Annotated in this window: 26 protein-coding genes, 1 tRNA gene and 1 pseudogene; 18 read left to right on the top strand and 10 right to left on the bottom strand. The window is 33.6% G+C overall.

Features of this window, described 5'->3' with window-relative positions:
• Positions 1 to 10: 10 nt before the first annotated feature.
• A complete protein-coding gene (locus tag H6622_00260; protein ID MCB9059936.1) occupies positions 11 to 1207 on the bottom strand; it encodes a molybdopterin molybdotransferase MoeA in 1197 nt (398 codons plus the stop codon).
• Between the two features lie 187 nt (positions 1208 to 1394).
• On the opposite strand from H6622_00260, the gene H6622_00255 reads away from it, so the two are divergent.
• From H6622_00255 to H6622_00220, 8 genes and pseudogenes are all read left to right on the top strand, one after another.
• Positions 1395 to 1655: a hypothetical protein gene (locus tag H6622_00255; protein MCB9059935.1), complete on the top strand. Its 261-nt coding sequence runs from the start codon at positions 1395 to 1397 to the stop codon at positions 1653 to 1655.
• Positions 1642 to 3975, top strand: a pseudogene (locus H6622_00250) (molybdopterin-dependent oxidoreductase). Before H6622_00255 ends, H6622_00250 begins: the two are co-directional and overlap by 14 nt.
• 7 nt (positions 3976 to 3982) lie before the next feature.
• Positions 3983 to 4699: a nitrate reductase cytochrome c-type subunit gene (locus H6622_00245; protein ID MCB9059934.1), complete on the top strand. Its 717-nt coding sequence runs from the start codon at positions 3983 to 3985 to the stop codon at positions 4697 to 4699.
• Positions 4689 to 5291, top strand: a complete 603-nt coding sequence (locus H6622_00240) for a hypothetical protein (GenBank protein MCB9059933.1) — start codon at positions 4689 to 4691, stop codon at positions 5289 to 5291. The genes H6622_00245 and H6622_00240 overlap by 11 nt, the downstream gene beginning before the upstream one ends.
• A gap of 8 nt (positions 5292 to 5299) precedes the next feature.
• Positions 5300 to 6310, top strand: a complete 1011-nt coding sequence (locus H6622_00235; protein MCB9059932.1) for a 4Fe-4S dicluster domain-containing protein — start codon at positions 5300 to 5302, stop codon at positions 6308 to 6310.
• Positions 6311 to 6317: 7 nt separating this feature from the next.
• Positions 6318 to 7544, top strand: coding sequence for a polysulfide reductase NrfD (gene nrfD, locus H6622_00230; protein ID MCB9059931.1), 1227 nt, complete (start codon positions 6318 to 6320; stop codon positions 7542 to 7544).
• A gap of 9 nt (positions 7545 to 7553) precedes the next feature.
• Positions 7554 to 7748: a hypothetical protein gene (locus H6622_00225; GenBank protein ID MCB9059930.1), complete on the top strand. Its 195-nt coding sequence runs from the start codon at positions 7554 to 7556 to the stop codon at positions 7746 to 7748.
• Positions 7749 to 7840: 92 nt separating this feature from the next.
• Positions 7841 to 9244, top strand: coding sequence for a hypothetical protein (locus H6622_00220; GenBank protein MCB9059929.1), 1404 nt, complete (start codon positions 7841 to 7843; stop codon positions 9242 to 9244).
• Here the strand turns inward: H6622_00220 and H6622_00215 are convergent.
• The 3 genes from H6622_00215 to H6622_00205 all read right to left on the bottom strand — a co-directional run bounded on the left by H6622_00215 (position 9222) and on the right by H6622_00205 (position 11084).
• Complete coding sequence (locus tag H6622_00215) at positions 9222 to 9446, bottom strand: hypothetical protein (protein ID MCB9059928.1); 225 nt, start codon at positions 9444 to 9446, stop codon at positions 9222 to 9224. The genes H6622_00220 and H6622_00215 overlap by 23 nt on opposite strands.
• A gap of 4 nt (positions 9447 to 9450) precedes the next feature.
• On the bottom strand, positions 9451 to 10200 hold the full coding sequence (locus H6622_00210; protein MCB9059927.1) for a hypothetical protein: 750 nt from the start codon (positions 10198 to 10200) through the stop codon (positions 9451 to 9453).
• Positions 10201 to 10331: 131 nt separating this feature from the next.
• On the bottom strand, positions 10332 to 11084 hold the full coding sequence (locus tag H6622_00205; GenBank protein ID MCB9059926.1) for a hypothetical protein: 753 nt from the start codon (positions 11082 to 11084) through the stop codon (positions 10332 to 10334).
• A gap of 160 nt (positions 11085 to 11244) precedes the next feature.
• On the opposite strand from H6622_00205, the gene H6622_00200 reads away from it, so the two are divergent.
• Together H6622_00200 and H6622_00195 are read left to right on the top strand one after the other, a co-directional pair.
• Entirely contained in the window at positions 11245 to 12105 is an 861-nt protein-coding gene (locus H6622_00200; protein ID MCB9059925.1) for a hypothetical protein, read from the top strand.
• Between the two features lie 83 nt (positions 12106 to 12188).
• Positions 12189 to 13856, top strand: coding sequence for an AMP-binding protein (locus tag H6622_00195; protein MCB9059924.1), 1668 nt, complete (start codon positions 12189 to 12191; stop codon positions 13854 to 13856).
• 8 nt (positions 13857 to 13864) lie between these two features.
• Here the strand turns inward: H6622_00195 and H6622_00190 are convergent, their stop codons facing one another.
• The gene (locus H6622_00190) at positions 13865 to 14275 is read right to left on the bottom strand and encodes a GatB/YqeY domain-containing protein (GenBank protein MCB9059923.1); all 411 of its coding nucleotides are present in this window, start codon (positions 14273 to 14275) and stop codon (positions 13865 to 13867) included.
• Between the two features lie 114 nt (positions 14276 to 14389).
• Here H6622_00190 and H6622_00185 point away from each other — a divergent pair, with 114 nt between their 5' ends.
• From H6622_00185 to H6622_00170, 4 genes are all read left to right on the top strand, one after another.
• On the top strand, positions 14390 to 16615 hold the full coding sequence (locus H6622_00185) for a response regulator (protein ID MCB9059922.1): 2226 nt from the start codon (positions 14390 to 14392) through the stop codon (positions 16613 to 16615).
• 86 nt (positions 16616 to 16701) lie between these two features.
• Positions 16702 to 18894: a response regulator gene (locus H6622_00180; protein ID MCB9059921.1), complete on the top strand. Its 2193-nt coding sequence runs from the start codon at positions 16702 to 16704 to the stop codon at positions 18892 to 18894.
• A gap of 45 nt (positions 18895 to 18939) precedes the next feature.
• Positions 18940 to 19881 carry a DMT family transporter gene (locus H6622_00175; GenBank protein MCB9059920.1) on the top strand — a complete coding sequence of 314 codons (942 nt, stop codon included), beginning with the start codon at positions 18940 to 18942 and terminating at the stop codon, positions 19879 to 19881.
• 24 nt (positions 19882 to 19905) lie between these two features.
• Complete coding sequence (locus H6622_00170; GenBank protein MCB9059919.1) at positions 19906 to 20733, top strand: SDR family oxidoreductase; 828 nt, start codon at positions 19906 to 19908, stop codon at positions 20731 to 20733.
• 127 nt (positions 20734 to 20860) lie between these two features.
• On the opposite strand, the gene H6622_00165 is transcribed toward H6622_00170, so the two are convergent.
• Both H6622_00165 and H6622_00160 read right to left on the bottom strand, forming a co-directional pair.
• Entirely contained in the window at positions 20861 to 21082 is a 222-nt protein-coding gene (locus H6622_00165) for a hypothetical protein (protein ID MCB9059918.1), read from the bottom strand.
• A gap of 43 nt (positions 21083 to 21125) precedes the next feature.
• Positions 21126 to 21347 carry a hypothetical protein gene (locus tag H6622_00160; GenBank protein MCB9059917.1) on the bottom strand — a complete coding sequence of 74 codons (222 nt, stop codon included), beginning with the start codon at positions 21345 to 21347 and terminating at the stop codon, positions 21126 to 21128.
• Between the two features lie 118 nt (positions 21348 to 21465).
• Here H6622_00160 and H6622_00155 point away from each other — a divergent pair, with 118 nt between their 5' ends.
• Both H6622_00155 and H6622_00150 read left to right on the top strand, forming a co-directional pair.
• Positions 21466 to 22347, top strand: a complete 882-nt coding sequence (locus H6622_00155) for a LysR family transcriptional regulator (protein ID MCB9059916.1) — start codon at positions 21466 to 21468, stop codon at positions 22345 to 22347.
• A 53-nt stretch (positions 22348 to 22400) separates the two neighbouring features.
• A complete protein-coding gene (locus tag H6622_00150) occupies positions 22401 to 22682 on the top strand; it encodes a DUF1905 domain-containing protein (GenBank protein MCB9059915.1) in 282 nt (93 codons plus the stop codon).
• Between the two features lie 211 nt (positions 22683 to 22893).
• On the opposite strand, the gene H6622_00145 is transcribed toward H6622_00150, so the two are convergent.
• Positions 22894 to 23643, bottom strand: a complete 750-nt coding sequence (locus tag H6622_00145; protein ID MCB9059914.1) for an IS5 family transposase — start codon at positions 23641 to 23643, stop codon at positions 22894 to 22896.
• A gap of 98 nt (positions 23644 to 23741) precedes the next feature.
• Here H6622_00145 and H6622_00140 point away from each other — a divergent pair, with 98 nt between their 5' ends.
• Positions 23742 to 24500 carry a phosphatase PAP2 family protein gene (locus H6622_00140; GenBank protein ID MCB9059913.1) on the top strand — a complete coding sequence of 253 codons (759 nt, stop codon included), beginning with the start codon at positions 23742 to 23744 and terminating at the stop codon, positions 24498 to 24500.
• Positions 24501 to 24712: 212 nt separating this feature from the next.
• Here the strand turns inward: H6622_00140 and H6622_00135 are convergent.
• Positions 24713 to 24789: transfer RNA gene (locus H6622_00135), tRNA-Asp, on the bottom strand.
• Between the two features lie 71 nt (positions 24790 to 24860).
• Positions 24861 to 25676: a sulfite exporter TauE/SafE family protein gene (locus tag H6622_00130; protein MCB9059912.1), complete on the bottom strand. Its 816-nt coding sequence runs from the start codon at positions 25674 to 25676 to the stop codon at positions 24861 to 24863.
• Positions 25677 to 25731: 55 nt separating this feature from the next.
• On the opposite strand from H6622_00130, the gene H6622_00125 reads away from it, so the two are divergent.
• Positions 25732 to 26808 carry an SO_0444 family Cu/Zn efflux transporter gene (locus H6622_00125; protein ID MCB9059911.1) on the top strand — a complete coding sequence of 359 codons (1077 nt, stop codon included), beginning with the start codon at positions 25732 to 25734 and terminating at the stop codon, positions 26806 to 26808.

The following is a 26808-nucleotide window of genomic DNA, read 5'->3' as shown; positions in this document are numbered from 1 at the left end:
TGGATAGAACTTATAATTGGCCCCATTGAAAATACTCACAAACTTGACTTTCTTTCTGCGGTAAAATTTCTAAGAAACCATGTGAATTTCCCAAGCTGATAAAATCACCAGAACCATTAGAGTCTATTGATGTGGCAATGGTCTGACCTTTATCATCAATTTCTGTAATTACAGGGCAAAACAACGTAAAATCTTTTTTCAGTTTTATGTCACTATTAAAGATGGCCGTTTTGGGTTTAGGATTAATATTCATACATAGATTGAAATAAGGGACAACATATCTTTTAAAGCAAATAAGCGCAGACACTGGATTTCCTGGTAAACCAAATATCGCTTTATTTCTTTCCTTAACAGTTGCAAAAAGCATGGGTTTGCCAGGTTTTTGCTTGATCTTATGAAATTGGATTTGAGCACCTAAGTTTTTAAGGGCATTTGGTACATAGTCGAATTTACCTTTTGAAACTCCTCCAGATAGAATAAGGACATCAAAGGAATTTAAGATTTCTTTAATTTTTTCCTCGGTTTCAGATTCATCATCTAAAAGATGAAAGAGACTAATGTTCTCCCTTGTTCCACCAATTGCAATAAGCTCCGCTTGAACAGCATAAGGATTAGAGCGCCAGATTTGATAATCTTCGCAGGAAATTCCTGGAGCGATTAATTCATCACCTGTACTAATGATGGCAACTTTTGGAAATCTATAGACACTAACTTCTGATATCCCTTGTCCAGCAATTAATGAAACATGCGCTGATGTGATCTGAACTCCTTTTTGAATGAGAAGATCTCCTGTCTGACAATCACTTCCTAAGCAATGTATATTTTGGCCAAGTTTTACTTGATCCATATTTGAAATTTCAACTCTACTGTTTTCTATATGACATTCTTCATAGGGGACAACTGTATCTGTCCCATTTGGAAGTGTGGCCCCGGTCATAACCTCAATTACATTTTGCAGATTTTCCAAATTTTTTGCTTTTTCCCCGGCCTTTTGTACTTCTTCTATAATATTTGAAGATTGTGAATAGTTTTTTAAATTTATAGCAACTCCATCCATGGCCACTCTATCAAAAGGGGGTTGCATACGTGTCGCATAAATGTTTTGGGCCAATACACGGCCACAAATAAATTCAAGACCAATAACCTCTGAGTAAAATGGAAAAGTATTTGCTTTTAAAATTTCAAGTGCCTCAACGACTCCAATCAAACTAAAACTCCGTTCTCAAAGATAGATTAAAGATAATCTAAATCATATTTTAAAAATATATTTCGCTATCAACTATTGCTTAAGAATCTTTACTATACAAGAAACTTTTTCCTTGAAATGAAGATTGTATATTCAAAATAAATATTATAGATTATATCTATAGCAAAATTTATCAAAGGCGAATGGAATGCCCATAATGAGTTATATCGCTCAACCTCTTGAAGGTAAGAGAGAACTTCTCTTAAGTGAACTCGCTCATCTAGAAAATACTGAGGTTTATCCGGCCGAAAATGACAACACACTCATCATTCTAACTGATACAAAAACTGACCAAGAAGATGAGGTTCTCCAAGAAAAATTAAAGAACATCCCATCTTTAGGAATATTAAACTTAGTATACGCATTATCAGATGAAACTATAATAGAGGTTGAGAATGAATCTTGTTGATCAATTACCCCTGAACAGAAGAGCTTTCTTAAAACAAATGGCCATTGGTTCGGCCATCATCGCAGCAAAGGCCATGATTCCAGGAATTATCTTTGCAAGAGAAGATGAATTTAAGCATCTAGGACCTTTAGACTGGAAAAAAACTCCTTGTCGATTTTGTGGTGTTGGATGTGGACTTCTCGTTGCTGTAAAAGATGGTAAGGCCGTGGCCGTAAAAGGTGATCCAGAATCTCCTGTCAATAAAGGTCTATGTTGTGTAAAGGGATATCATTCAATCCAAACAATGTATGGAACAGACAGAATTAAGACGGCCAAAGTAAAAAGAGATGGCAAATTTGTTGATGTACCTATTAGTGAAGCTCTTGATCTTGTTGCGAGTAAAATGTCTGAGACTATCAAAAAGCATGGAAAAGATTCAGTGGCCATGTATGGAAGTGGGCAGTAGACTATACCTGATGGATATGTGGCCTCGAAATTTATGAAAGGTGCTCTTGGGACTAATAATCTTGAAGCAAATGCTAGGCTATGTATGGCCAGTGCTGTAACTGGGTTTCTCTCAACTTTTGGAGCAGATGAGCCCATGGGTTGTTATGAAGATATCGATTATGCAGATGTCTTCGTATTGTGGGGAAATAATATGGCCGAAATGCATCCTGTTTTGTTCTCAAGGATGCTAGATAGAAAATACAGATTAAAAAGCGCAAAAATAATTGATCTCACAACCAGAGTAACAAGAACTAGCTTAGCTGCTGATAAGTATTTTCTTTTTAAACCACAAAGTGATTTGGCGCTTGCAAACGCTATTTGCTATGAAATCCTTAAAAATGGTTGGGAAGATCAGACATTTGTAAAAAATCACTGCTCTTTCAAAAAAGGAAAAACCAATATTGGGTATGGATTAGAAGATAAATTTAAATTTCAGGATCAATTAGAAAATCTAGAACTTGAAGAATATAAAAAGTTCTTAGAAGATTACACACCTGAAAAAGTAGAGAAAATCTCAGGTGTTAAGGCGAAAGATATTAAATATCTGGCCTCAATTTATGGAAATCCAAAACTCAAAGTAACTTCATTTTGGTGTATGGGTGCAAATCAACACACTAGAGGAACTTGGGTCAATAATCTTATTTACAACATACATCTACTAACTGGAAAAATTTCACAACCTGGTAATGGCCCTTTTTCTCTAACCGGACAACCTTCTGCTTGTGGAACTGTAAGAGAAGTTGGAACTCTCACTCATAAACTCCCTAAAGGTGTTGTTATGAATGAGGATCACCGAAAATTTGCGGCAAAAATTTGGAATATTCCAGTTGAAAGAATAGATCCTAAGCCAAGTAATCATACTATTTCAATGTTTCGATCTCTAGATAGAGGTGATATACGTTTTATGTGGATCCAGGTGACCAATCCAATGGTGACAATTCCTAAGTTAAATCGTTACCGAGATGGTGCAAAAAAAGAAGATCGTTTTATTGTTGTCTCTGATATCTATCCAACTCCCACAACGGATATAGCGGATGTTATTTTACCTTCAGCAATGTGGATAGAAAGAGAGGGGATGTACGGAAACTCTGAGAGAAGAACTCAACATTTTGAGCAAATTGTAAAACCCCCAGGTGAAGCAATGAGTGATACATGGCAAATCATAGAAGTTGCCAGAAGAATGGGCTTCAAAGATATGTTCCCTTGGGATGAATCAAATCATATTGAAATGATTTATAAGGAGTATTCACAATTTCATGAAGGAAATAAACATGGAATGGCCCCATTTGAAGTGCTTAAGGAAAATCCTGGAATGAGATGGCCATATGTGAATGGAAAAGAAACACGCTGGAGATTTAATGGAAAATACGATCCAGCCTGTAAGGATAAAGGATTTGATTTTTACGGAAAGCCAGATCACAAGGCATGTATTATAGCTCGTCCATTTGAAGAAATGCCCGAGCCAACAGATAGTGAGTATCCATTTTTACTCAATACAGGAAGAGTCGTTGAACACTGGCATACAGGTTCTATGACAAGAAGAGTTCCAGCTCTTCACCAGGCCATGCCAGAAGCTTATGTAGAGCTAAACCCAAATGATGCAAAGAGATTATCAATTACAAATGGTGATAAGGTGAAAGTTTCCTCGAGAAGAGGAACGATTGTTCTTAAAGCTCAGATTAATGGAAGAGGGAGACCTGTTGAAGGACAAATATTTGTACCATTTTTTGATGAAAAACTACTTATTAATGAGCTGACATTGGATGCTTTTTGTCCAATTTCAAAACAACCAGACTATAAAAAATGTGCAGTGAAAGTTGAAAAACATGTTTAGGTAAAAAATGGAAAATGGAAAACGACCCTACATTTACTTGATCATAATAGCAATCATCCTTTTTGTAGGAGGGTGGATTACGAAATGTTATTTTGTGGAACATTTTGTGAACGTCGATCATGAACCCAAAAATGTTTCTCAAAACCAATTTTTGGGAATAGATGAAAGACTTGCTCAAGAAGCTGGCCCGTTTATCTCTAAAGAATGGGGTTGGGATTCATATCAATTGCCTAAATCTAACCCAAGATCAATGGATGAGTATTTAGAACGAAGGGCCTATCATGGTGCTCCTCCAGTAATCCCTCATAAAATTAAAACAACCATGGAAGGCGGAGAAGTTCAATATTGTCTGCATTGTCATAAAAATGGAAACTTCGCTCCTGAGTTCAATGCTTACGCACCAGTTGTTCCTCACCCGGACTATATGAACTGCAGACAATGTCATGTTGCTAAAGAAACAAGTAGCAGATTTTCTGGAATCGACTGGAAAAGGCCAGAACCAAAAAAACTTAGGAATACCTCATTACCAGGTGCTCCACCTATCATTCCACATGGCCTACAACTTAGAGAAAACTGTGCCTCATGCCATTGGGGACCATCGGCGATGAAAGACATTCGAACCGGACATCCCGAAAGAGTGAATTGCCTTCAATGCCATATTACTGTTAAAACAAATACTTTGTGGGGCAGAAAGTCTGATAAGGAAGGAAGTAATGCTTTATAAAATATTGCCTATATTATTAGTCTTAGTTTCTTGTCACCCAGAGAAAAATCATGTTTCTCTCAGTAAAATCATTAAAGAAAATACACTCACCACCAGCATTGGTGAGTTTGAAGTTTCAAAGTTTGAACCATCGCAACTAATAGCGACTAGTTTCAAAGATGGAAATAACTTCAATGTTCTTAAACGCTTTTCTGATACAGAGGTTGGAAAGTGTATGCAATGTCATGAAGCTGGAGTGAAAAAATCTTCAAATATTCCATCGTCTCATGTTGGAATTAAAATTAAACATGCTGGTAATGACATTATGAATTGTTCGACTTGTCATGATTCAAATAAACCCTGGATGCTTCACAATCTTGAAGGCCCAAAAATATCAATGAATGAAAGTTTTGAAACATGCATGAAATGCCACTCAACTCAAGTGAAAGATTGGAAAATGGGTTCACATGGAAAAAGGGCCAGTGGTTGGGGAGATATTCGAGTTGTTCAAAATTGTAGCTCTTGCCATAATCCCCATACACCTTCTATTGAAAAGAGATTTCCAAGTATTAACCCTCAGTCTGCCAATTTTAAAGGCCTATCGAAACATTGAGAGTAATTATGATCAAATTGATATCTCGTCTATTAAAAAAAGATAAGCATGAAGATAAAAATGATGCTACTCATTCAACATGTTCAAATTGTAGCTGTGAAAATAAACAAACTGACCGACGGACTTTTTTAAAAACCGCAGCAGGATCTGCAGGCGTAGGGGCCTCTCTGATGGCCATGGGAGCGACTCCTCTTTTAAATGATGATATAAGAGAAAAAGCAGCTCTCAGTTGGGAAGAATATTTTCAGAAAAATTATCGCCTCATGACCAAAAGAGAAAAAAGAAAGGCCGTCAAAAGACTTGAGAAACTGGCCAAACTTAGAAGAAATGAAACAGTTCAGATATCAGACAAAGGGCCAATTCCTGGTGTACTTTTTGGGTACGCCTTCAACATCAGTCAATGTCAAGGATATATGGATTGTATCAAGGCATGTGTTGAAGAAAATAACTTAGACCGCAGCAGTGATATGCAGTATATAAAAGTCTTCGAAATGAAAAATGGAAATATAAGTTTCGATGAAGCAGATGCTGGTTTCTATCATGAAGTACCACAAGATGGTAATTTCTATATGGGAACTCAATGCATGCATTGTGAAAATCCTCCTTGTGTTCCAGTATGCCCAACAATGGCCACTTGGAAAGAAGAGGATGGGATAGTTGTTATAGATTATAATTGGTGTATAGGATGTAGGTACTGCGAAGCTGCCTGTCCATATTTTGCAAGACGTTTCAATTGGACAGATCCACAGGTTCCACAAGATGAACTCAATCCCGTTCAACATTATCTTGGTAATCGAAGTAAAATGAAAGGTGTCATGGAAAAATGTACTTTCTGTGTACAAAAAACAAGAAATGGAGAAAATCCTGCATGCGTAGAAGCTTGTCCAACTGGTGCAAGAGTTTTTGGGAATCTTCTTGATCCTAATAGTGAAATAAGACACATTATTGAAAATAAGAAAGTTTTCAGATTGAAAGAAGAATTAGGAACAGAACCAAAATTTTGGTATTACATGGATTAGAGGTCATATGGAATCTGGATCAAAAAATTTAATCAACTTTCTATCGGAATGTTTGAAATTCAGCTTTAAAGGAAACCTTTATTACCGCCTATGGTTAAGCTTTCTTGTCATACTTATGGGGATGGGATTTTATCTCTATTTGGTGCAATTAGATAAAGGTCTTATTGTAACAGGAATGACTGATTATGTGAGTTGGGGACTTTATATTTCAAATTTCACATTTTTAGTTGGTCTTGCAGCGGCCGCTGTTATGATTGTCATTCCGGCCTATCTTTTAAGTGACTATGATTTTTATAATATTGTTTTAGTCGGAGAGGGTGTTGCTGTTGGTGCGCTCTTTATGTGCCTACTTTTTGTAACTGCTGACATGGGTGGCCCACATAGACTTTGGCATTTAATTCCTATGATCGGAGTTTTTAACTGGCCACAATCTTTATTAACTTGGGATGTAATCGTATTAAATGTCTATTTAGCTATTAACTTTTTTATACCATTTTATATTTTATATTCTCGGTATAATCGTAAGATACCAAGTAAAAAAGTGTATTTACCTTTTATTTTAATTAGTATTTTTTGGGCGTTTATGATTCATCTTGTCACAGCGTTTCTTTATGCTGGCCTTTCAGCAAAACCATTTTGGAACAATTCTCTAATGGGCCCTAGGTTCTTGGCATCTGCCTTTGCAGCAGGGCCAGCTTTCATTGTTGTTTTACTTGGTCTTGTTGATCGCTTTAGTCCTTTCATTGTTGCTCATAATGTAATTAAAAAGTTATCTCAAATAGTAACAGTTGCAGCAATAATTAATATAATCATGCTTTTTTCTGAAGTATTCAAAGAATTCTACAATGTAACAGAACACAGTCTAAGTGCAGTATACCTATTCTTTGGACTTGGAGAACACAGTACTTTAGTACCTTGGCTATGGACGTCTATATTTTTAAACGTACTTGCGACGATTATTCTATGTATTCCAAAATTTAGAAATAAAGCGATCTTTTTGTACCCTTCTTGCATACTTCTTTTTGTTGCGATATGGATAGAAAAGGGGATGGGTTTAGTGGTTCCAGGATTTATTCCTTCTCCCCTTGGTGAGGTTGTAGAGTATACTCCGACTTTATTAGAAGTAGGTGTTACTGTTTCAATTTGGGCCGCAGGATTATTTGTAATATCATTACTTGTCAGAGTTGGGCATGGTGTTGAACAAGGTTTTATAACTAAACAAACTTCAAATTAGGGTAGAGCTATGATTAAAGACATTTTTCAAAAATTAACTAGTGAAAAGAAAGTTCATGCAAATGATTCAATGATAATAGAGGCCATAAAAAAAGCGAAAAGAATGGGCCTTAAGGGGGATGATATGGTTCATATTGTGAGTTCCCTCAATCAAAAACTAAGCAAAAGAGAAGTTGTAAAACTCATAAAAAAACATACCGTTTAAGAATAAAATTAAATTTTATAGAGAAAATTCTTTCTGGCCAGCTATTCTTTTTCATGGAAAAGTTTTAATGAACTTTAAAGGGAGATTGTGCTTTGCTTCGTTGGCCATCAATTTTATTTTTTTCAATTTCATTGTCATCTTGTGGGCTAATGTTAAATAAGGATCAAAAAATTATCGTTGACTCTTATCCTAGAATGGCCAAGGTTCAAAAGGGACAGATTGATATAGGAACAACTCCTTTTTTTTATAAGTTATCTTCGAAAAATGACCATCGGTTTAAATTTTCTTGGGAAAATGAAAAAGAGCAAAATATTAATTATAAATGTAAGTTGAATTGGACGGAGTCTATTTTACCTGATCTCTACTTAGCATTAGCATCACCCATTTTATCAGGTGCTTTGTTAGTGAGTGATTTTGTATGGGATGGTATGTATAAATGTGAAGATGATGTTTTTAGTCGTCTATCTAGAGGGAAATCCAGAAAAAATAATTCAAAAAACATCTACATAGCACTTCCGTATTCTGAATCAGTTGGCCCTATGATGAGAAGAAATATTCAAAATTGGATCAAGAAAAATAAGCAATATCTAGGAATGGACTCAGAAGTGAAAATTGATGATCGTATTTGGAAAGATTTCATGCGATTTGGCATCGATGGAAAAAGAGACTGGACACCAAATGAAATTAGTAAAAGTACACTTATAGAGTTAGGAGAAAAGTATAAGGCCACTCATATTCTTTCATTTTCAGTTTTGGAAAAAAAAGGAAAGACTTATTTAAAAGCAAAAAAATATGATGCTTTTAAATTGAAGAGAATGAAGTTAAAGCAAACTCCCGTTCGAATTAAGACATCTAAAAATGGCAGAAGTTTTTTTAAAAAGATATTTGACGAAAATATTTTCTTTATTCCAAATAGTGTGACTATATCGAACTCGATGTATACAGGAGTAGAAACACTTTCCAGCTTTGACGATGCAACTTCAGAAATTGAACGCAATCCAGATGATTTACCTAAGATACTTTCAATTTTTGGAATGTCTCATGTTGATAATCCCAATTTATATTCTCGTTGGGATTACAAGTTTAAACTAGCTCCAAGTTTTACCGGAAATGCATATAGGGTTTTATTTGATGATCCGAATAAATATGTTTTTCAAAATATTGACTGGATGCTTTCCTATGGACTTATTGCGAGCTTATTTACTCCGTATTTAAATTTAGAAGCGAGCTATAGTATTGGAGGTGTATACTACAACGGTATAGATAATATTGACGAGACATATTCAGGAATAAATTTAGGTTATAAAATGGATATCTCACTTTATTGGTTTATTAAGCAAAAGTATTATGCAAAATTGTATTTTGAAAAAATAAATTATGAATTAACTCTTTATGATGTTCAGTATAAATTGAATGGTTTTACTTCAATTGGTTTAGCATTGGGAGTTTATTTTCCTTCCATAGTAGATGGAATTATAGATCTCCTTCCATTTTAAAAAGTTCTTTTTCAATTTCTTCGTATTGTTCACATATGTAATTAGAATGATCATTTTGTTGTATAAATTCAAAAGGAACATTTGGATTTCCTTTTTCAAAATCATCATAGGGACAATTTTCACAACCACTTTTGCAGCAATATCCTCTACTTTTCAAAAAATCTCTAGAGTGAATCTTGTTTTCATGTTGTTTTTGTTTCATTTTGTTATGGCAGTTCTACTAAAAAATTGTAAGACTTCTTACCCGAAGATTTAATATGAAGTAAAACAGTTTTTTCTTCCAAATCTAAGTCCTCAGGAAAATAAACTTTATGTGAAAATGAAATCTGTTTTTTAGGACAAACTGATGGATAATAGAGTGGAATAGAATATGAAGATTTTGAAATTTGAGGGATGACAGTTAATGTATTTTTCCCATTGGAAATAAAAATAGGTTCCCCATTTAATGCATCACAGTCACTTTCAGCAATACCATTTAAAATAAAAAATTTATCACCATATTCATAATCAACACTTGTTATATTGGCCAGTTTCAATATACCCGAATTTTTTAATAATTGATCATTGATAAAGATATTCGTTTCATAATAATCTTCAGTATCTTTGTTCAAGATGATTTTCCACTCACCACGCTCAAGGTTTCCCATAACAATTTCTTTTAAAAGAGTTTTTTGAGATTGAATGCAAAAATCGTCATGTTGAGGAATTGGTGCATATGCATAAAAAGTGATTTCTTTAGTATAACTATTTACTTCGTATTTCACTTCAATAGTTGAATCAAAACAGTAATCAGGTAGCTTTGCTTCAACTACGATATGAATTTTCTCACTTGTATCTAATCCATGGGGTGTGTAGATCTTTTGCAAAGGTATATCTACAATTTCTCCGTTGTTACCATAAATATTTACAGAAAATAAACTGACTAATGCTATAGCAATATATCTTAAACACAGCATGCAGAAACCCTTTTAATTGACAAAATAAATCAGAAAATTAAGAACATTATGAAGAGGAAGTTAAAAATTGTAATGGAGCAGTATGTTGATATGGCCAAGAACGCGTAGAGTATCATCCTTGGCCATTTTTATTAAAGGTGGAGTAAGTTGTTAAAAATTGTGTAGACGGACTCCCCACCCCAAGCTCTAACATGTATCATTACTCTGTCAGTTTTAAGATCTTCTGGTACTGTAAATTCATAACTAAATGGTTCTACTACCTGAGGACAGACCTCTGAAACTTGTTTTAGTATTGGAAGCACTGAGTAAGTATTGTTCCCATTGTTAAAATACTCAATTGTATCTAGCTCATAACATGGTGATGGGTTGTTCCCTTTCAAATAAACTGTTCTTGAACCTGGAATTTTATCTATATACTCAACATTGGCATAAAGATTATTATCTATACCATCACTTTTAGTTTCATCAACATGAAGAGAATCTTGCATAATATTTTCATTTGGAAGTCGCTTTTGAGATTCATTTAATGAAATCTTATAGTCACCTTGAGAAAGCGTCCCAACGTCAACTGTCTGTGGAATAAGCACATTCATCTCTGCACAATTCATATAGATGTTTCTAGGTATAAAATGCTTAGCTTTAAGATCTATTGCAATTTTATCTCCTTCAACTTTTACTTTTGTTTCAGGTGCTTCAAAACATAAATTTGGCAGCATGGCCTCAACGACAATCTCAATTTTATCGTTGGCATCATAACCTAGTGGCACATAAATAGCGGCAGCATTTATATGATCCATTTGGAATTTCTTTTGATTCATTTCTTTAGCATAAAGCTGAGTAGAGATAAGACAAGCAGCAATTAAAAATAATCGATTTCTTTTCATGGAGTCCTCCTTCCTTAGTCTGACATTCTGTATACTAATAATCTAAACCTTTATGAAGAATATGAACATGATTAAGAAGCTTATTTATTCTGATTTTTGTCAGATTGTGAGAATATAATTAAGATATAATTGTTTTAAACTTATACGCGAAGGATTGTGTATGAAAACTTACATTTACATTATATTAAATCTTATTTTCTTACAATCGCTAATTGCTAAAGCATACGTGGATTGCTTTGATTTCCCCGCACAAAACCAATCCTTGAAAAACAATATAGGGATTTCTGCTGCTGAATCTTATTATGAAACGTTGAACTATTTTAAGTCGAGAATGTCACTTGAAGTGGAACTATATTTTGGAAAATACTTGGATGTAAAAATTGACGAAAGGACTTCAAGGGCGAAAGTTTATACAACTAAAGATAATCAACACAATCCAATAATCTACGTCTCAAGACCCTTTCTAGAACACTCAATGTTAACTGAAGATGTATTGTTGATGTTTCTGTGTCATGAACTTGGTCATCATTTGGGTGGCGCGCCAAAAAAAATGAGAAACGATAATACTCGCGGCTGGGATAGCGTAGAGGGACAGGCCGATTTTTTTGCGTCCTCGAAATGTTTACCCAAAATATTTCGTGAAGCTGATAATAAACGACAAATTGACAAGTATCCTCAGAAACTTAGGGAAGATCTTGAGAAGAGATGTGGTGCAAATATTTACTGTCAGAGAGTTTCCAAAACTGCACTTGATTTTGCGAGTATGATCGCCACATTTAAACCTTACTGGAAAGCACCTTCACTCAGGGCCAAAGATTTATTTAAGATTGGCAGAACTTTACATACTCACCCTGCCCCTCAATGCAGATTAGACACCCTCATTTCTGGCGCACATTGTTCCTTCAAGCATAAAATTCCCTTTGATTCCACAAATATTTCACAAGGCTCTTGCTTGGATGAATTAACGAGTTGGCCACAAGCTTTAAGACCGGGATGTTGGTTTAACTCTAAAGACTATTAATCAATGCATATTAGTACCAAAGATGGACACAATGCCCTTTCTAGGTATATCATGGCGTGGATAAAACTGTAAGGTAGGGTCGAATGGATAAAGTTTGGTATAATAGTTACCCTGAGGGTATTCCTCAAAATGTTGATTATGCAAAGTACAGTAATATTTCAGAAATAATGGATGGGGCCTATAGAAGGTTTCCAAATAATTTGGCCTTCTCATGCATGGGAAAACACATCACCTATAATGAATTGAAATATTACACTCTAAAGTTTAGCTCATATTTGCAAAATGAATTAGGTCTTCAAAAAGGAGATAGGGTTGCGATTATGATGCCAAATATACTGCAATATCCAATCGCTTTGTTTGGAATATTGCAGGCAGGTATGGTTGTTGTAAATGTTAATCCACTTTACACTCCCAGAGAGTTGGAACATCAATTAAATGATTCCGGTGCAGAAACGATCATTATATTTGAAAATGCGGCCCACACTCTCGATGAAATAATCGATAAAACAAGTGTGAAAAATGTTATCATAACTGCAATTGGTGATATGCTTAATTTTCCAAAATCTGTGATTGTAAATTCAGTTATAAAATATGTAAAAAAAATGGTTCCTTCTTGGAAATTACCAAATGCTGTTAATTTTAATAAGGCCCTAAAGATAGGCAATGCTGAAACTGTTTCTAGGCCAGAAATTACACCAAATGATATTGCTTTTTTACAATACACTGGCGGAACAACTGGTGTAAGTAAAGGTGCGATCTTGACTCATTCAAATATCGTTGCAAATGTTATCCAGGCCAAAACTTGGATTTCACCTGCGGTTGAAGAAGGTAAAGAAATAATTATCACTCCATTACCTCTCTACCATATCTTTTCTCTTACAGCGAATTGTCTCATATTCTCTTCTCTAGGGTCACTAAATGTACTGATTACAAATCCAAGAGATATTAGCGGATTTGTAAAAGAATTATCAAAATGGGAATTCACTTGTTTAACAGGAGTCAACACTCTTTTTAATGGGTTAGTTAATAATGAAGATTTTAAATCTCTAAATTTTTCAAGACTTAAACTTGCTCTTGGTGGAGGGATGGCCGTACAACAATCAGTGGCAGAAAAATGGAAGAAAATAACAGGTACAACTCTTGTTGAGGCCTATGGTCTAACAGAGACTTCTCCCGCTGCCTGTATGAATAGGATGGATCTCAAAGATTATAACGGATATATTGGCCTACCAATTTGTTCAACAGATGTTGTTATTTTAGATGATGATGAAAACGAGCTCCCCATAGGCGAGGTAGGTGAAATTACAATTTCAGGTCCCCAAGTTATGAAAGGTTATTGGAATAGGCCTGATGAAACTGAAAAAGTAATGACTAAAGATGGAAAATTCAAAACTGGAGACATGGGATATATGACTCCTGAAGGATATGTGAAACTCGTTGATCGTAAAAAAGATATGATATTGGTTTCCGGCTTCAATGTTTATCCAAACGAAATTGAGGATGTAATCACTGAACATGAAAAAGTGTTTGAATGTGCGGCAGTAGGTGTTCCTGACGATAAAAGTGGTGAGGTGGTAAAGATATTTGTAGTAAAGAAAGATCCCAGTCTCTCAGAAAGTGAACTCATGAAATTCTGTAGAGAAAATCTAACAGGTTACAAAATTCCCAAATTTATTGAATTTAAAAATGATCTCCCAAAATCAAATGTTGGAAAAATTCTCAGAAAAGAACTGAGAGCTTTAAGTGCTTAGGCCTAGAATTAGGCCAGTTCTTTTAAAACAAGTTCCGTGGCCTTTTTACCATCAAATTTACCTTTAATTAGCGGAGAGAGTTCCTTCATTACTCCACCCATATTTGGATTATCTAACTTAGTTATGATATCTGTAATAAATTTAACAACTTCTTGCTCACTTAGTTGTTGAGGTAGATAGACTTCCACATACATTATTTCTTGAACAAGTTTTTGGTACTGATCAGATTCTTTAGGATAATTTTCCAGAGAGTCCTTAAGTTTTTTTACATGAGAGATAATAACATCCATCTCTGGCCTTGGAGATTTACTCGTAGAATTCTCCATCAACATACTCTTGAGATATCTTAACGCTGAAAGTTTATCACTTGCTTTGGCCTTCATCGCGTTTTTAATTTCTTGATTGATTTGTTCAAGCATAACAACTCCTTGTTTCCTACGAATAAGTAGCAATATTAACTACACTTGGCCAGGCTTTTCAGTACTCTCAAAAAAGTGCATAATTAATACTAAAATCAACTAATTGGATACGCTATGAATTCTTTATTAAAAATCACCAAAGATAATATTCAAAGACCTCTAGCGAAAAAATTACTTGTAAGGATTTTACTTGTATCTTCATTTGTAACGCTAATCTTAACAAGTTTCCAGCTATCTAAAGATTATCTGGATGATTATAATTTTCTTCTTCATAAACTCAGTGAGATTGAGAGTTCAAATATTTCAAGTTTGGCACAAAGTGTTTGGGTTTTAAATAAAGAGCAAATTAAAATCCAACTAGAGGGACTTTTAAAAATACCAGATATAGAATATTTAGAACTTAAAATTGATATCGGTGAGGTCTATAAAACTGGAAATACAGATAATATCAGTAACAAACTAGAGAGGATTTATAAGATAAAAAACAATATTGATGGGCAAGAAATTACTCTTGGACAGCTGAAAGTTGTGGCCAGTAAGGATACAATGATGGATAGATTAAGAGAAAAATCTATCATTATTCTCCTTTCACAAACGACAAAAACTTTTTTTGTTTCATTCTTTATACTTTTAATTTTCTATCAGCTTATTGGTAGGCACCTTTCGACGATTTCAAACTTTGCTTCTTCAATAAACCTCGATTCTCTTGGGGAAGAATTATCGCTAAAAAGAAAGAGTAATAAAAATGAAACGGATGAATTAGATCATATTGTGGACTCTCTAAATTCAATGAGAACACGACTTAAAGAAGATTTTCAAAAGAAAATCGAATATCAAAAAGCATTGATTGAAACAGATAAAAAAATTCTCACAATTTCTAACAATATTCCAGGACTCGTTTTCCAATTTAAGGTTTCAGAAAACAAGATTACAATCACACATATTAGCACTGGTGGCCAAAATATATACCAAGTCGATGAGGACTTATTTTTAAATAATCCAGCAAAGTTACTAGCACTTCTTCAACTAGAAAATGTATATGAAATCAGTCAATCAGTGTTTCATGATGAAATTGAAAAAGAAATCTTAAAGGAAGTAAAAATTGTCATCAATAATAAAACATTATGGGGGCAATTAAATATAAATGTATTTAAAGAAGTCGATGGAGTCATCCTTTGGACAGGAGTATTAATTGATAAAACAAATATAAAAATTCAGGAGCAAAAAAGTCGAGAACTTGAAGAGAAATTAAATCAGACTCAAAAAATGGAGGCTCTTGGAACTCTTGCAGGTGGAATCGCCCATGATTTTAACAATATTCTACAAGGTATTTTTAATGCTTTAAGTTTAATAGATTCTGAACATCTTCAAGAAGAAGAAAAAGAGAGCATCAGAAATATTGAAAGTTTTTCCCTTAGAGGAAAAGAACTTATTAAAAAAATTCTCATATTTAGTAGAAAAGATGTTGCTGAAGAAAAGGTAATTGATTTACAACGTACAATTGAAGAATCTTTACATATGGTTCGAGCGACAATTCCCTCATATCACAATATTGAGTTCAGTGGATTTGAGAATAGTTTAAAAGTACTGGCCAGTAATATTCAAATTAATCAAATTATTTTAAATATCTGTATAAATGCTTCACATGCTTTGGATGAAAATGGAACAATTACTTTAAATCTTGATCAAAGAAAATTAAAGGATGGGGACTTTGCTGTCTTAACTATTTCAGATAATGGACATGGAATGACTAAAGATATTAGAAATAGGATTTTTGAACCTTTTTTTACAACTAAACAAAGTGGACAGGGATCTGGAATGGGAATGTCTGTCGTTCATGGAATAATTCAAAATTTAGGAGGAAGAATATCTGTTAGTTCTGAAATAAATAAAGGGACGACTTTTACAATTTTACTTCCCTTAACAAATAAAGAGATCTTAAAAGAGGACGAATCTCAATTTGATAATATCGAAAAAAACTTCGAGAGCAAAAGAATTGTCCTTATAGATGATGAAAAAGAATCTTTGAGTTTATGTGCTAAAGTTCTAGAAAAAAATGGATTTAAAGTTGAAAAATTTGATCAACCACTTAAAGCACTAGACTATATTAAAAACCAAAATATTGATCAGATTAGTCTTATTTTAACAGATTTAACAATGCCTCAAATGACTGGACTTGAACTAGCAAAACAACTTAAATTGCATGGAATTAATATTCCTATTATCCTCATGACTGGCTATATGGACGAGTCCATAAGTGATATGAGTATATTTTCAGGAACAATTCTGAAACCATTTAGTCGTCGTGAAATTATTGAGCAGATTGGACGAGTGATTTAAAATTAAATAATTTCAAGAGTTTAGAGTATATAGATTTCAACTTCTTTATTTAAGAATATCCCTTAAATACCGATAAGTATTCAATTATGAAAAAAAATGCTTTCAAGGGAATTTATAATCTTCGATATATCTTAAGTGGGATATTTTTTATTCTCATTTTCAGTTTTCTTTTTTTTAATAACGTTGTCCGTGAAGATCTTAAAAATTTAAACGATCAGAATCAATCAATAAGTAAAACAATAGATTTATTTGAAAGTTTTCAAAATGCTACCTTAATTTTGATTTCAAAAGAGAAATCAAATTTTAATAGTGATGAATTATCAAAAATAGGTTTAGAAACGAAAATATTTAAAGAAAAAATTATTAATTCTCTCTCTTCTTTAATTAATGAAAATTTAAAAATTAAAAATAATAATAACACATTTATAAATATTCAAAACAAATTTGAAAAAATAATTTTAACAGTTAATAAGTTTGATAAAAATAACTTAGCAACCACACAAGATATCCAGCAAATAGTAGATGAAATTATTATTTTGAATAATGAACTCAATATAACTAAATCTTTTCTGAGTGAATTCCAAAACGAAAGATCAATTGAATATGAAATTAAAGCCAAAAAATATCAAACGATTGAGATAGTTTTATCAATATTATGCATAATAGGCTTTATTTCCGCATTTTTTAAGGAAAGTTCTTTACTCAAAAAGAGAGAACAAAAAGAAAAAGAAATGCTAGCGGCCCTAAAAGATGTTAGAAATTACAGATATGCCTTAAGGGAGTCTGCCATCATGACTATTGCTGATAAGGATGGGAAAATTATAGATTGCAACGAGAACTTTGCAAAAATAAGCCAATATGAAAAAGAAGAAGTACTTGGGAAAGACCATCGTATATTAAATTCCAGGCTCCATCCAAAATCTTTTTTTAAAGAGATGTGGTCAACAGTTCTAAGTGGAAAAATTTGGAAAGGTGAGATTTGTAATAAATCAAAAAATGGAAATTTTTATTGGGTCGATACAAGAATAGTCCCACAATTTGATGAGTACGGAAATTTAGATTCTTTTATATCAATACGCTATGATATTACTGAGAAAAAGAACATTGAAAACAAATTGATCATTCAGATGGAAAGAGCTCAGGAGGCCACAACTTTAAAAACGCAGTTTTTGGCCAATATGTCTCATGAAATACGTACTCCTCTAAATACCGTAGTAGGGATTGCAGATTTACTGAATGATGAAAATCTCTCTGAAGATGCACAGAAAAATATAAAATACCTTAAATCTGCTGCCTTAAGTGTAGTGGATCTCATAAATGACATTCTTTTTCTTTCTGATATTGAAAATGGAAAGTTTCATATAATCAAAACAAACACAGACTATAGTGAATTTAATGAATCCCTTAAATCAATTTTTGATTTGAAGGCCAAGCAGAAAAATGTTGAATTCAAAATAGAAGTTGATGAAAAAATTCCAAAATTTATTTTAATTGATGCTTTAAGATTAAAACAAATCTTACTACATCTTATTGATAATGCTTTTAAATTCACTTCATCAGGAAGCATATTAGTCAAAACTCAATTACTTGAGGAGGATGATAAAAACTTAAAACTTAAGGTTAGTGTAGAAGATACTGGAACGGGTATTCACTGGTCAAAAATTGAAAAAATATTTGAATCCTTCAATCAGGCCGATGCAGGAATGACTAGAAACTTCAGTGGAACAGGACTTGGTCTAAGTATAGTTCAAAGCTTAGTTCGACTTCTTGGGAGCGAAATTATTGTTGAGAGCGAAGTTGGAAAAGGTACCCATTTTTCGTTCGAGTTTTTTTGCGCGAGTGGAAGAATTGAAAAAGAAAATATTAGTGATACAAGTTCTATGCAAATAGATAAGGATCTAAAAATCTTGTATGTTGAAGATAATGATATGAACCAAGAGCTTTTTAAACGTATCATGAAAAAATTTAACCTTGAAGTTGATCTCGCTAATAATGGTGAAATAGGTCAAGAAATGGCAATCACGAACAATTACGATGTCGTCTTTATGGATATTCAAATGCCAGTGATGGATGGATGGGAGGCCACCAGACTCATAAGAGAATATGAAAAAGACATGGGCAAGCACACTCCAATATTTGCTCTGACGGCCAACGTTATGCCTGCTGAGCGTAAGAAATGCTTCGAATCAGGCATTGATGACATTCTTGAAAAACCCATAAAAAAGTCAAAATTACTTGAAGCTTTAAAAAAAGTAAGAAAAAAAGTGCAGGCCGCATAGAAATAAGCTAAAACACATTTAAAAATTTTTAGAAGTGTTAAGATTTTGATTAACTATATTTTATTTGTTTTGATTTCAATTTTTTGGGGTGGATCATTTATAGCTATAAATGAACTCATTGGGACTGTCCCTCCCATTACATCTGCCTTTTATAGAGTTTTATTTTCAATATTGTTTATCATTTTAATTTATGGCAAAGAGATAAGATTCTCATGCTCAAAATTTAAAATTGAACTTGCAAGATCATCGATGGCCGGTCTGTTTTCGATTGGATTTCCATTTTGCTTATTATTTTGGGGGGAACAATTTATAGGGCCTAGTATTGCTGGGATTATGAATGGAACCGTTCCTTTTTGGACTCTAATTATTTCAATGTTTTTCTTTGAAGGAAAACAAAATATTACAATTGTAAAAATATTAGGATTACTTTTTGGACTTATAGGGATGTTATTTATTTTCTATCCAAAAATTAATATTGCCGGAAACCTCAATGAGCTAAAGGGGCTGATTGCCTTAACTGGAATGGCATTCTTTTATGCATTTGGGATAAATTATAATAGAAGAGTTCTTTGTAAAAATAAAAAAATTATAAAGGGATTAAATACCTTCTCTCAACAATTATCTTCTCTTATTTTTATTGGCATAATATTACTTTTTACCGAAGGTTTTCCAAATCTAAAATTATTAACTCAGCAAAAAGTTATTCTTAGTATTCTTTATCTTTCTTTCTTTTCTACAACTCTTGCTTTTATTATTTTTTATAGACTAATAAGAGTATTTGGATCATTGAAAACATCCTCAGTCACTTTTTTTATACCGGTAGTGGCCATGATTTTAGATTATTTAATAAATGCAAGAATTTTGAATACTTACGAAATCACTGGCGCAATAATTATTCTTTTGAGTATGTTTTTAATTAACTCTAATTTTTCGACACAAAATCTTAATAATCTTTTCTTAATATTTAAAAAAGTTAAAAGAATTTAAATCTATTATGCTAAGGGGGCAATGATGAGTAAGATTTCAGGCAGTAGAGTTCTCGTGACAGGTGGAGCATCAGGTATTGGATTATGTATGGTAAATGAACTGATCCAAAAAGGTGCAAAATCAGTTATCATTTGGGATTACAATGAAACTCTTCTTAACAAAGTTGTGAGTGAATTCAGAGAAAATAAATTAAATGTTTTCGGGCAAGTTGTTGATGTTTCTGATCGTGAACAAATTATTTCAGGTATGAACACTTTACTTCAAGAGCATAAAGGAATAGATATCCTCATTAATAATGCAGGAATAGTCGTTGGTAAAAAATTCTGGGAACATTCCCATGACGATATTGACAGAACAATGAAGATCAATTCCAGTGCCTTAATGCATCTGACTCTCGTTGCACTCAAACAAATGATAAAAGATAAGAAAGGACATATCGTTAACATCGCTTCGGCCGGTAGCCTCGTTTCTAATCCAAAAATGTCAGTATATTGTGGAAGTAAATGGGCCGTAGCTGGTTGGTCAGATTCAGTGAGGCTAGAAGTAGAAAGTGATTTTGATGATATTCATGTAACCACCGTTCTACCTTATTACATAAATACTGGAATGTTTGATGGGGTAAAGTCTCCTGTTATCCCAATACTTAAACCAAACTATGTTTCAACTCAAATTATTAAGGCCATCGAAAAAAACAAAGTATTCTTGAGAATGCCATTTCTAATTAACTTTGTAACACTTCTCAAAGGCCTATTTCCTTTTAGAATATTTGATTTTCTCGCAGGCAATGTCTTTGGAATTTATAAAAGTATGGATGATTTCAAAGGCAGAAAGAAATCTTCTGAAGCAATGTAGAAATAAATTTTAAAATATATTTTTAAAAAAGAAGGGCCCTTGAACTAAGGACATAGTAATCAAGGGCCCCTAAGATAATTCATGTCCAAGATGTATAGAGAGAACCTCTAAAACATCTAGACGTAAATTATTCGTCTGTCATAATTTCATCAGAACTTGGCAATGTTGTTGATTCATCATCAGCATTCAAAATCACTTCTTCATTTGAAGTTGATTCACTTGCTGGTTGCATTCCCTCTGCTGATGGAGGTTGAATCGTGATTCCCTCTTCAGCTAATCCTACCATTGAAAAACTTGATAGAATTGCAGTTAATACGAGAGATAGTACACTTAATTTACTTAATTTCATTTTTATACTCCTTAAGTCTTTTTCCTTTCTCTTTTAGAAAAATTTATTTTGTTGTCTTATTTTGTTTCTTTGCAGCTTCTGCAGTCTTACATTTCGTCACTTTCTTTTTTTCTGCAGGATTTTTTTTGCTACAGAAATAATCTCTTTTGTGTCCTTCCACACCTTTGCAATCTATATACTTCTTCTTTCCACAAGGTCCATCTGCTTTTGCAAAACTACCACTAGTCATTCCTAAGCAAAACATTAATAGCATAATCTTTTTCATATCATCTCCTATAAGACGTGTGTTATTAGCGCCATTATCGTAGAAAAATGGATTTAGAAAAAATCGTTTTACAAGTCAAAATAATTAGGATAAAACTAATCATTTGGGATTTTTTTTGATGGATCGACTTAATTTCAATCACTTATTTTACTTCTATATCGTAGCAAAAGAGGGCTCTATTAAGTCCGCGGCAGAAAAAATTCATATTTCTCAGCCAACTATAAGTGATCAACTTAAACTTCTTGAAGAGTACTTTAACTGTATGCTTTTTGAGAGAAAAAATAGGGGATTACACCTTACCAAAGAAGGAAAACTGGCCCTAAAATACGCTGAGAATATGTTCGAACTGTCTAGTGAATTAACCAATAGACTAAGAAATAAAATTCAACTCCCTAAAAAAAGCCTAGATATAGGTATCACACAGTTTATGTCACAGTATTTTCTGTACAACAGCATACTTCCCCTTTTTGGACAAGACGATGTATCCATCAATATTAGAGAGAATCAAAGACATCTTCTCCTGGCCGATTTAGAGGAGGGAAATATTGATATTGTATTCACAGACAGTAAGGAAAACATCTCGAGTACAATGGACTCATATAGGGTCGGAATCAATAAAACATTTGTGGTGGCGCATAAAAAATTTGCGAAACATAAAAAAAACTTCCCTAAGGGCCTAAACTTTATTCCATTTTTTAATTATACAAATGACTCTTTTTTAAAATATGAAATTGAATTATTTTTCTCTAAAAACTCACTTACGCCAAAGATCATCGGAGAGGCCGATGACATCGATTTATTACAAGTGATTACTGAAAAAGCTTTGGGTTTTACTGTTGTACCGGAAGTCGCTAAAAATAGATTCTGTCAAAATGATGAAATAATAGTTCTTGGCGAGTTGGAGGAATTACAAACTTCTGTTTGGGGTATAGTCAAAAAAAGTTATAAAGGCCCAGGATATAAATGGCTAATTGGGCTTAATAGTGTCCATGAATCATAGTAGATAGAAGGAGGCAAAAAGTGTTTGAAGATACCCTCGACGAATATGAATTTATGGCCAGTGTCTGGAAGCATGAAGGTCCAAACAGTTGGTATTTTGCCAATGTCCCAAAGTCAAAATCCAAAATAATCAGAAATATTCATAAGAATTCAGAGGAAGGATGGGGAAGATTAAAATCGTTGGTTTCTATTGGTGAATTAACTTGGAAAACTTCTATATGGTTTGATACTAAACATAACTGTTATCTTGTACCAATTAAGCTTTCTATTAGGAAAAAAGAAGGAATAACAGATGGTACAAAAGTAAAAATAAAAATTACTTTTTTTAAAAACTAAAAGAATGAAATTTTTAAATGATTTTTCTTATAAAAGGATAATGCATATTTGTCAGATTAAAGATTATCTATGAATTAAAAACAAGTGAATAAATTATTTGACGTAAGACTTTAAATTTTTAGTTTTTATAAGTAACATCAAAGTAAAGAATATGAGCAAATGGATAAAATAAAGGTATTGTTAGGGGCTGTCCAGAATTCCCGGCCTCGCATCAAAGTTTTAACCATATATAAGCACATGCCAAAGAAAGCATGGATTTGTAATTTCTTTTGAGTTTATCAAACCTAGTTGCAATGGACCTGTAGTGCTTCAACCTAGCGAAAATATTTTCTACTTTATATCTTTCTCTGTAGGCCGTTTTGTCTAAATTAGTGTTTCCAATCTTCGAGTTTTCTTTCCTGGGGATTACTGGAATTGATTTTGTTCCTCTGATTACCCAACGAAGATATTCACCATCATACCCCTTATCAGCAATAGTATAAGTACTATGAGGAGTTCTTTCTATAAGTTCTGGTGCCATTTTTATATCATGAACTTGCCCCTCAGTAATTTCAAAATCAATTGGATTCGCGTGAGAATCAACAACCATATGTATTTTAGAACTATTGCCTCCAGCTGTTTTTCCAATACCACTCTCGGCGTCCTTACGTGCACCACAAGCATGTTGATGAGCTTTGACTACACTTCCATCAATAATTTTCCACTCCATATCTGGTTCAACTACAAGTTTCAGAAATATACTCTTTAATTTGTCGTACTTGGACCAGTCGTTAAATCGCGAATACACTTTTTTCCAGCTCCAGTGCTCTTGTGGTAAGTCTCTCCAGGGGCATCCAACTCTCATTTTGTACAAAATTCCTTCTGTGGTATGTCGAAGATCAGGCTTGTCATAGATGCCATTTTGAGACATTATTGGCCATAACTTCGACCAAAGCTCATCTGTGAGCATTAATCGAGGCATAAGTAAGTCCTTTGTTGTTTTTTGCAAATCAATTCTAAGGACTTACTTTCAATTATGCATACGGCCCTGAGTCGAATTCTGGACAGCCCCTAAATTTTTTGGGTAGAAAAGGTAGAATAATATATTTATCATTTCTAGTAATATTCGTTTATATAGGCCACCCAAGTAGTGCTTATTCATGGAATCATAAAAATTTCTACTCTGAAATAAGTTCACCATTAAATGATCAAAGGGCAAAGAAAACCCTTGTTATTGGAGGAGCAGTAACAACTGTATTGGTTGTTTTTTTTAAAGACACTATTATCAATCCTTTGCAAGAAGAGGTCACAGAAAAGAATAGACTTGGGCAGTATGATGCAACGATAGAATTAATGGGAAGAGTTGTTCCAAATGCTCTTTATACAGTATCTATGCTTGGAGGTGCTTATTTTTCTAAAGAAAATAAAAGTACTTATCTTGAGGCCGCAGAAATTATGTTTAAGGCCACAGCATATTCTGGACTTGTAACTAATATCTTAAAATATACGATCAGACAGAAAAGACCATATGGTGATCAACGAAATTCTTTTCCTTCGGGGCATACGACAACGGCCTTTGCTTTTGCATCTGTTGTTGCCGAAAGACATCCTTGGTATTACGGGGTACCAGCGTACCTACTAGCGAGTCTCGTAGGATTTCAAAGAATAAATGCTAATCGTCACTATTTGCATGATGTAATTGCTGGAGCTACGATTGGTACAGTATTTGGTATTGGATTGAATTCGTTATTAAGTTCAAAGAAAACAAAAAGTAATATTAGCGTAAGTTTGATACCATATAGCTCTGGTGGAAAGATAAACTTAAATTACTCCTTCTAACCTAGAGTGGATCCTCTCTTTACCCTTGATGGTGTCCGTCTTTTTATTAAGTGTGAAGTTGAATGGCCCGCTTAGCACGAATTGGGAAGAATCTAACTATCGATTTAAAGTGCTTTGTGCCTGTCGTTGAGGTATTGAGTGCGGTGTGTTGCACCATTAAGTGTGTAGAGTCAAATTTTATTTGAGAACAAACGTTCGGATAGCGAAAAAAATGGCGGGAGCGAAGGGACTCGAACCCTCGGCCTTCTGCGTGACAGGCAGACGTTATAACCAACTTAACTACGCCCCCGCATTTTTTCGATTTTTGAAATATAAGTATTTGCTACATAATCGTCAAGAAAATATTTTAAAGTTTTATCTTTAAATAGTCTTTATTAATAATCTAGTCCCCATGATAATAAGCAGAGATGCAAATAAAATATTCGCAAGCCTGGGATGTATCTTGCCACTTAATTTGACACCTAGTCTCGATGTAAGAAAACTTCCTGTAAATAAACAAAAAGCAATGAGAAAATTTATTTTTCCAATTTGGAAATGGTTCAATAATTCAGTTAAACCTAACTCAATGTTCTCACTTGTGCTAAAACGTATAAGTCCAACAAATGCTCCTGAAGCTATTGCAAAATTTGAAATAACAGGAAGTTCCTTCAGGGGTGTATGAAAAAAATTAATGATCAAAGGAATAATAACAACACCTCCACCAAGGCCAGTTAGTCCAGATACAAATCCACCAATTAATATGATGAAAATAAGCAGTTTTGGCCTCTGTGAAAATGAAATACTTTGAAATTTTTTTTTGTGATAAAAGTAGGCCTTCCATAGCAAACGAACAGCTGTCATGAAGACAATAAAAACCAAGAAGAGTTTGACTTGTGTAGTCGAGAGATAATCAATGCACTCAATGCCAATGAGGACTCCTGCAGACATTGGTAAAACAATTGAACCTAGTGTGTTTATTTGAATTTTTTGACCCTTTCTTGCAAAATTAGACAAATTTAAGAGCGAATTGCAAAAAATCATGGCCAAGGAAGTACCGATAACACTGGCCGGTGTTAAAGCTGGAAATAACTCATAAATAGTTGGAACCGCTATTATTCCACCACCTACTCCAAATATTGTAGAGATTAATCCAATAAAAATTCCTGCAATTGGTAGCAAAACAAGATCATTAATCATAGGCAAATTTTCCTTTTACCTGCATAATAACATTGCGATTTGTAAAAGGAAAAGTATGTCAGAATTTATCAGTGCAGTTTGGAAATATTTGGTTTTATCATCCCCATTTCTACTTCTTGGGCTATTTATTGCAGGAATTGTCCATAGTTTCTTGCCTCTAAGAGTCATTAAAAAACTTTTTGGAGAAAAGAAATTTTCAGGGGTATTTAAAGCTGCTCTTCTCGGTGTCCCATTACCACTGTGCTCATGTTCAGTCATTCCCACAGCAGTTGAACTCAAAAAAAGTGGGGCCACTAATGCTTCCACTTCTTCTTTTCTTATCTCAACACCTGAATCTGGAATTGATTCAATTTCTGTGACTTATGCACTAATGGATTTTCCAATGACAATCTTAAGGCCAATATCTGCTTTTCTTTCAGCTTTTTTGGCGGGCACTTTACAATTTTTCTTTAATAAAGATGTAAATCAACCTACAAAAGAAACAAATGATGTAGGTGCGCATTGTTGTTCGAAAAATAAAGATAAAAATGAAGATTCTGAAACTTTTTCTAAACGGGCCATAAAATCTCTTAAGTATGGATATTTTGATCTTTTAGAAGATATTGCAGTTTGGATGTCTATTGGAATTATAGTATCTGCATTAATTGAGATTTTTATTCCTGTGAATTTTTTCAACGGTCTGTCGGGGATGACTGGTCGGTTACTTATCCTCGTCGTAGGTATTCCTATGTATATTTGTGCTTCAGCTTCAACCCCTATAGCGGCATCCTTAATATTGAAGGGAATGTCACCTGGAATGGGGCTTATTTTTTTATTAGTTGGACCTGCAACAAACATCTCAAACATTTTAGTCCTAGCTCAATACATTGGTAAAAAAGGTGTATTTATAAATATTATTTCTATTGTAACCATGGCCCTAATAATGGGAAGTTTGACGGATTGGTTATATTTAAATTTCAATATACCAATAGATTTTGCATTAGGACATGATCATTTGCACCAAGACGTCTCGCTTTTTTCTCAACTATGTGCGATGATAATGTGTATTTTACTTTTAAGGGGCCTCTATATAAAAACTCCAATTAACAAATTGTTCAAAAAACCTAAGAAAACATGTTGTCACGGAAATTAG

This window comes from Halobacteriovoraceae bacterium, from assembly GCA_020635115.1.
Taxonomy (GTDB): Bacteria; Bdellovibrionota; Bacteriovoracia; order Bacteriovoracales; family Bacteriovoracaceae; genus JACKAK01.
Note: the sequence above shows the minus strand (reverse complement) of the source record. Positions and strands in the feature narration are given on the sequence as shown.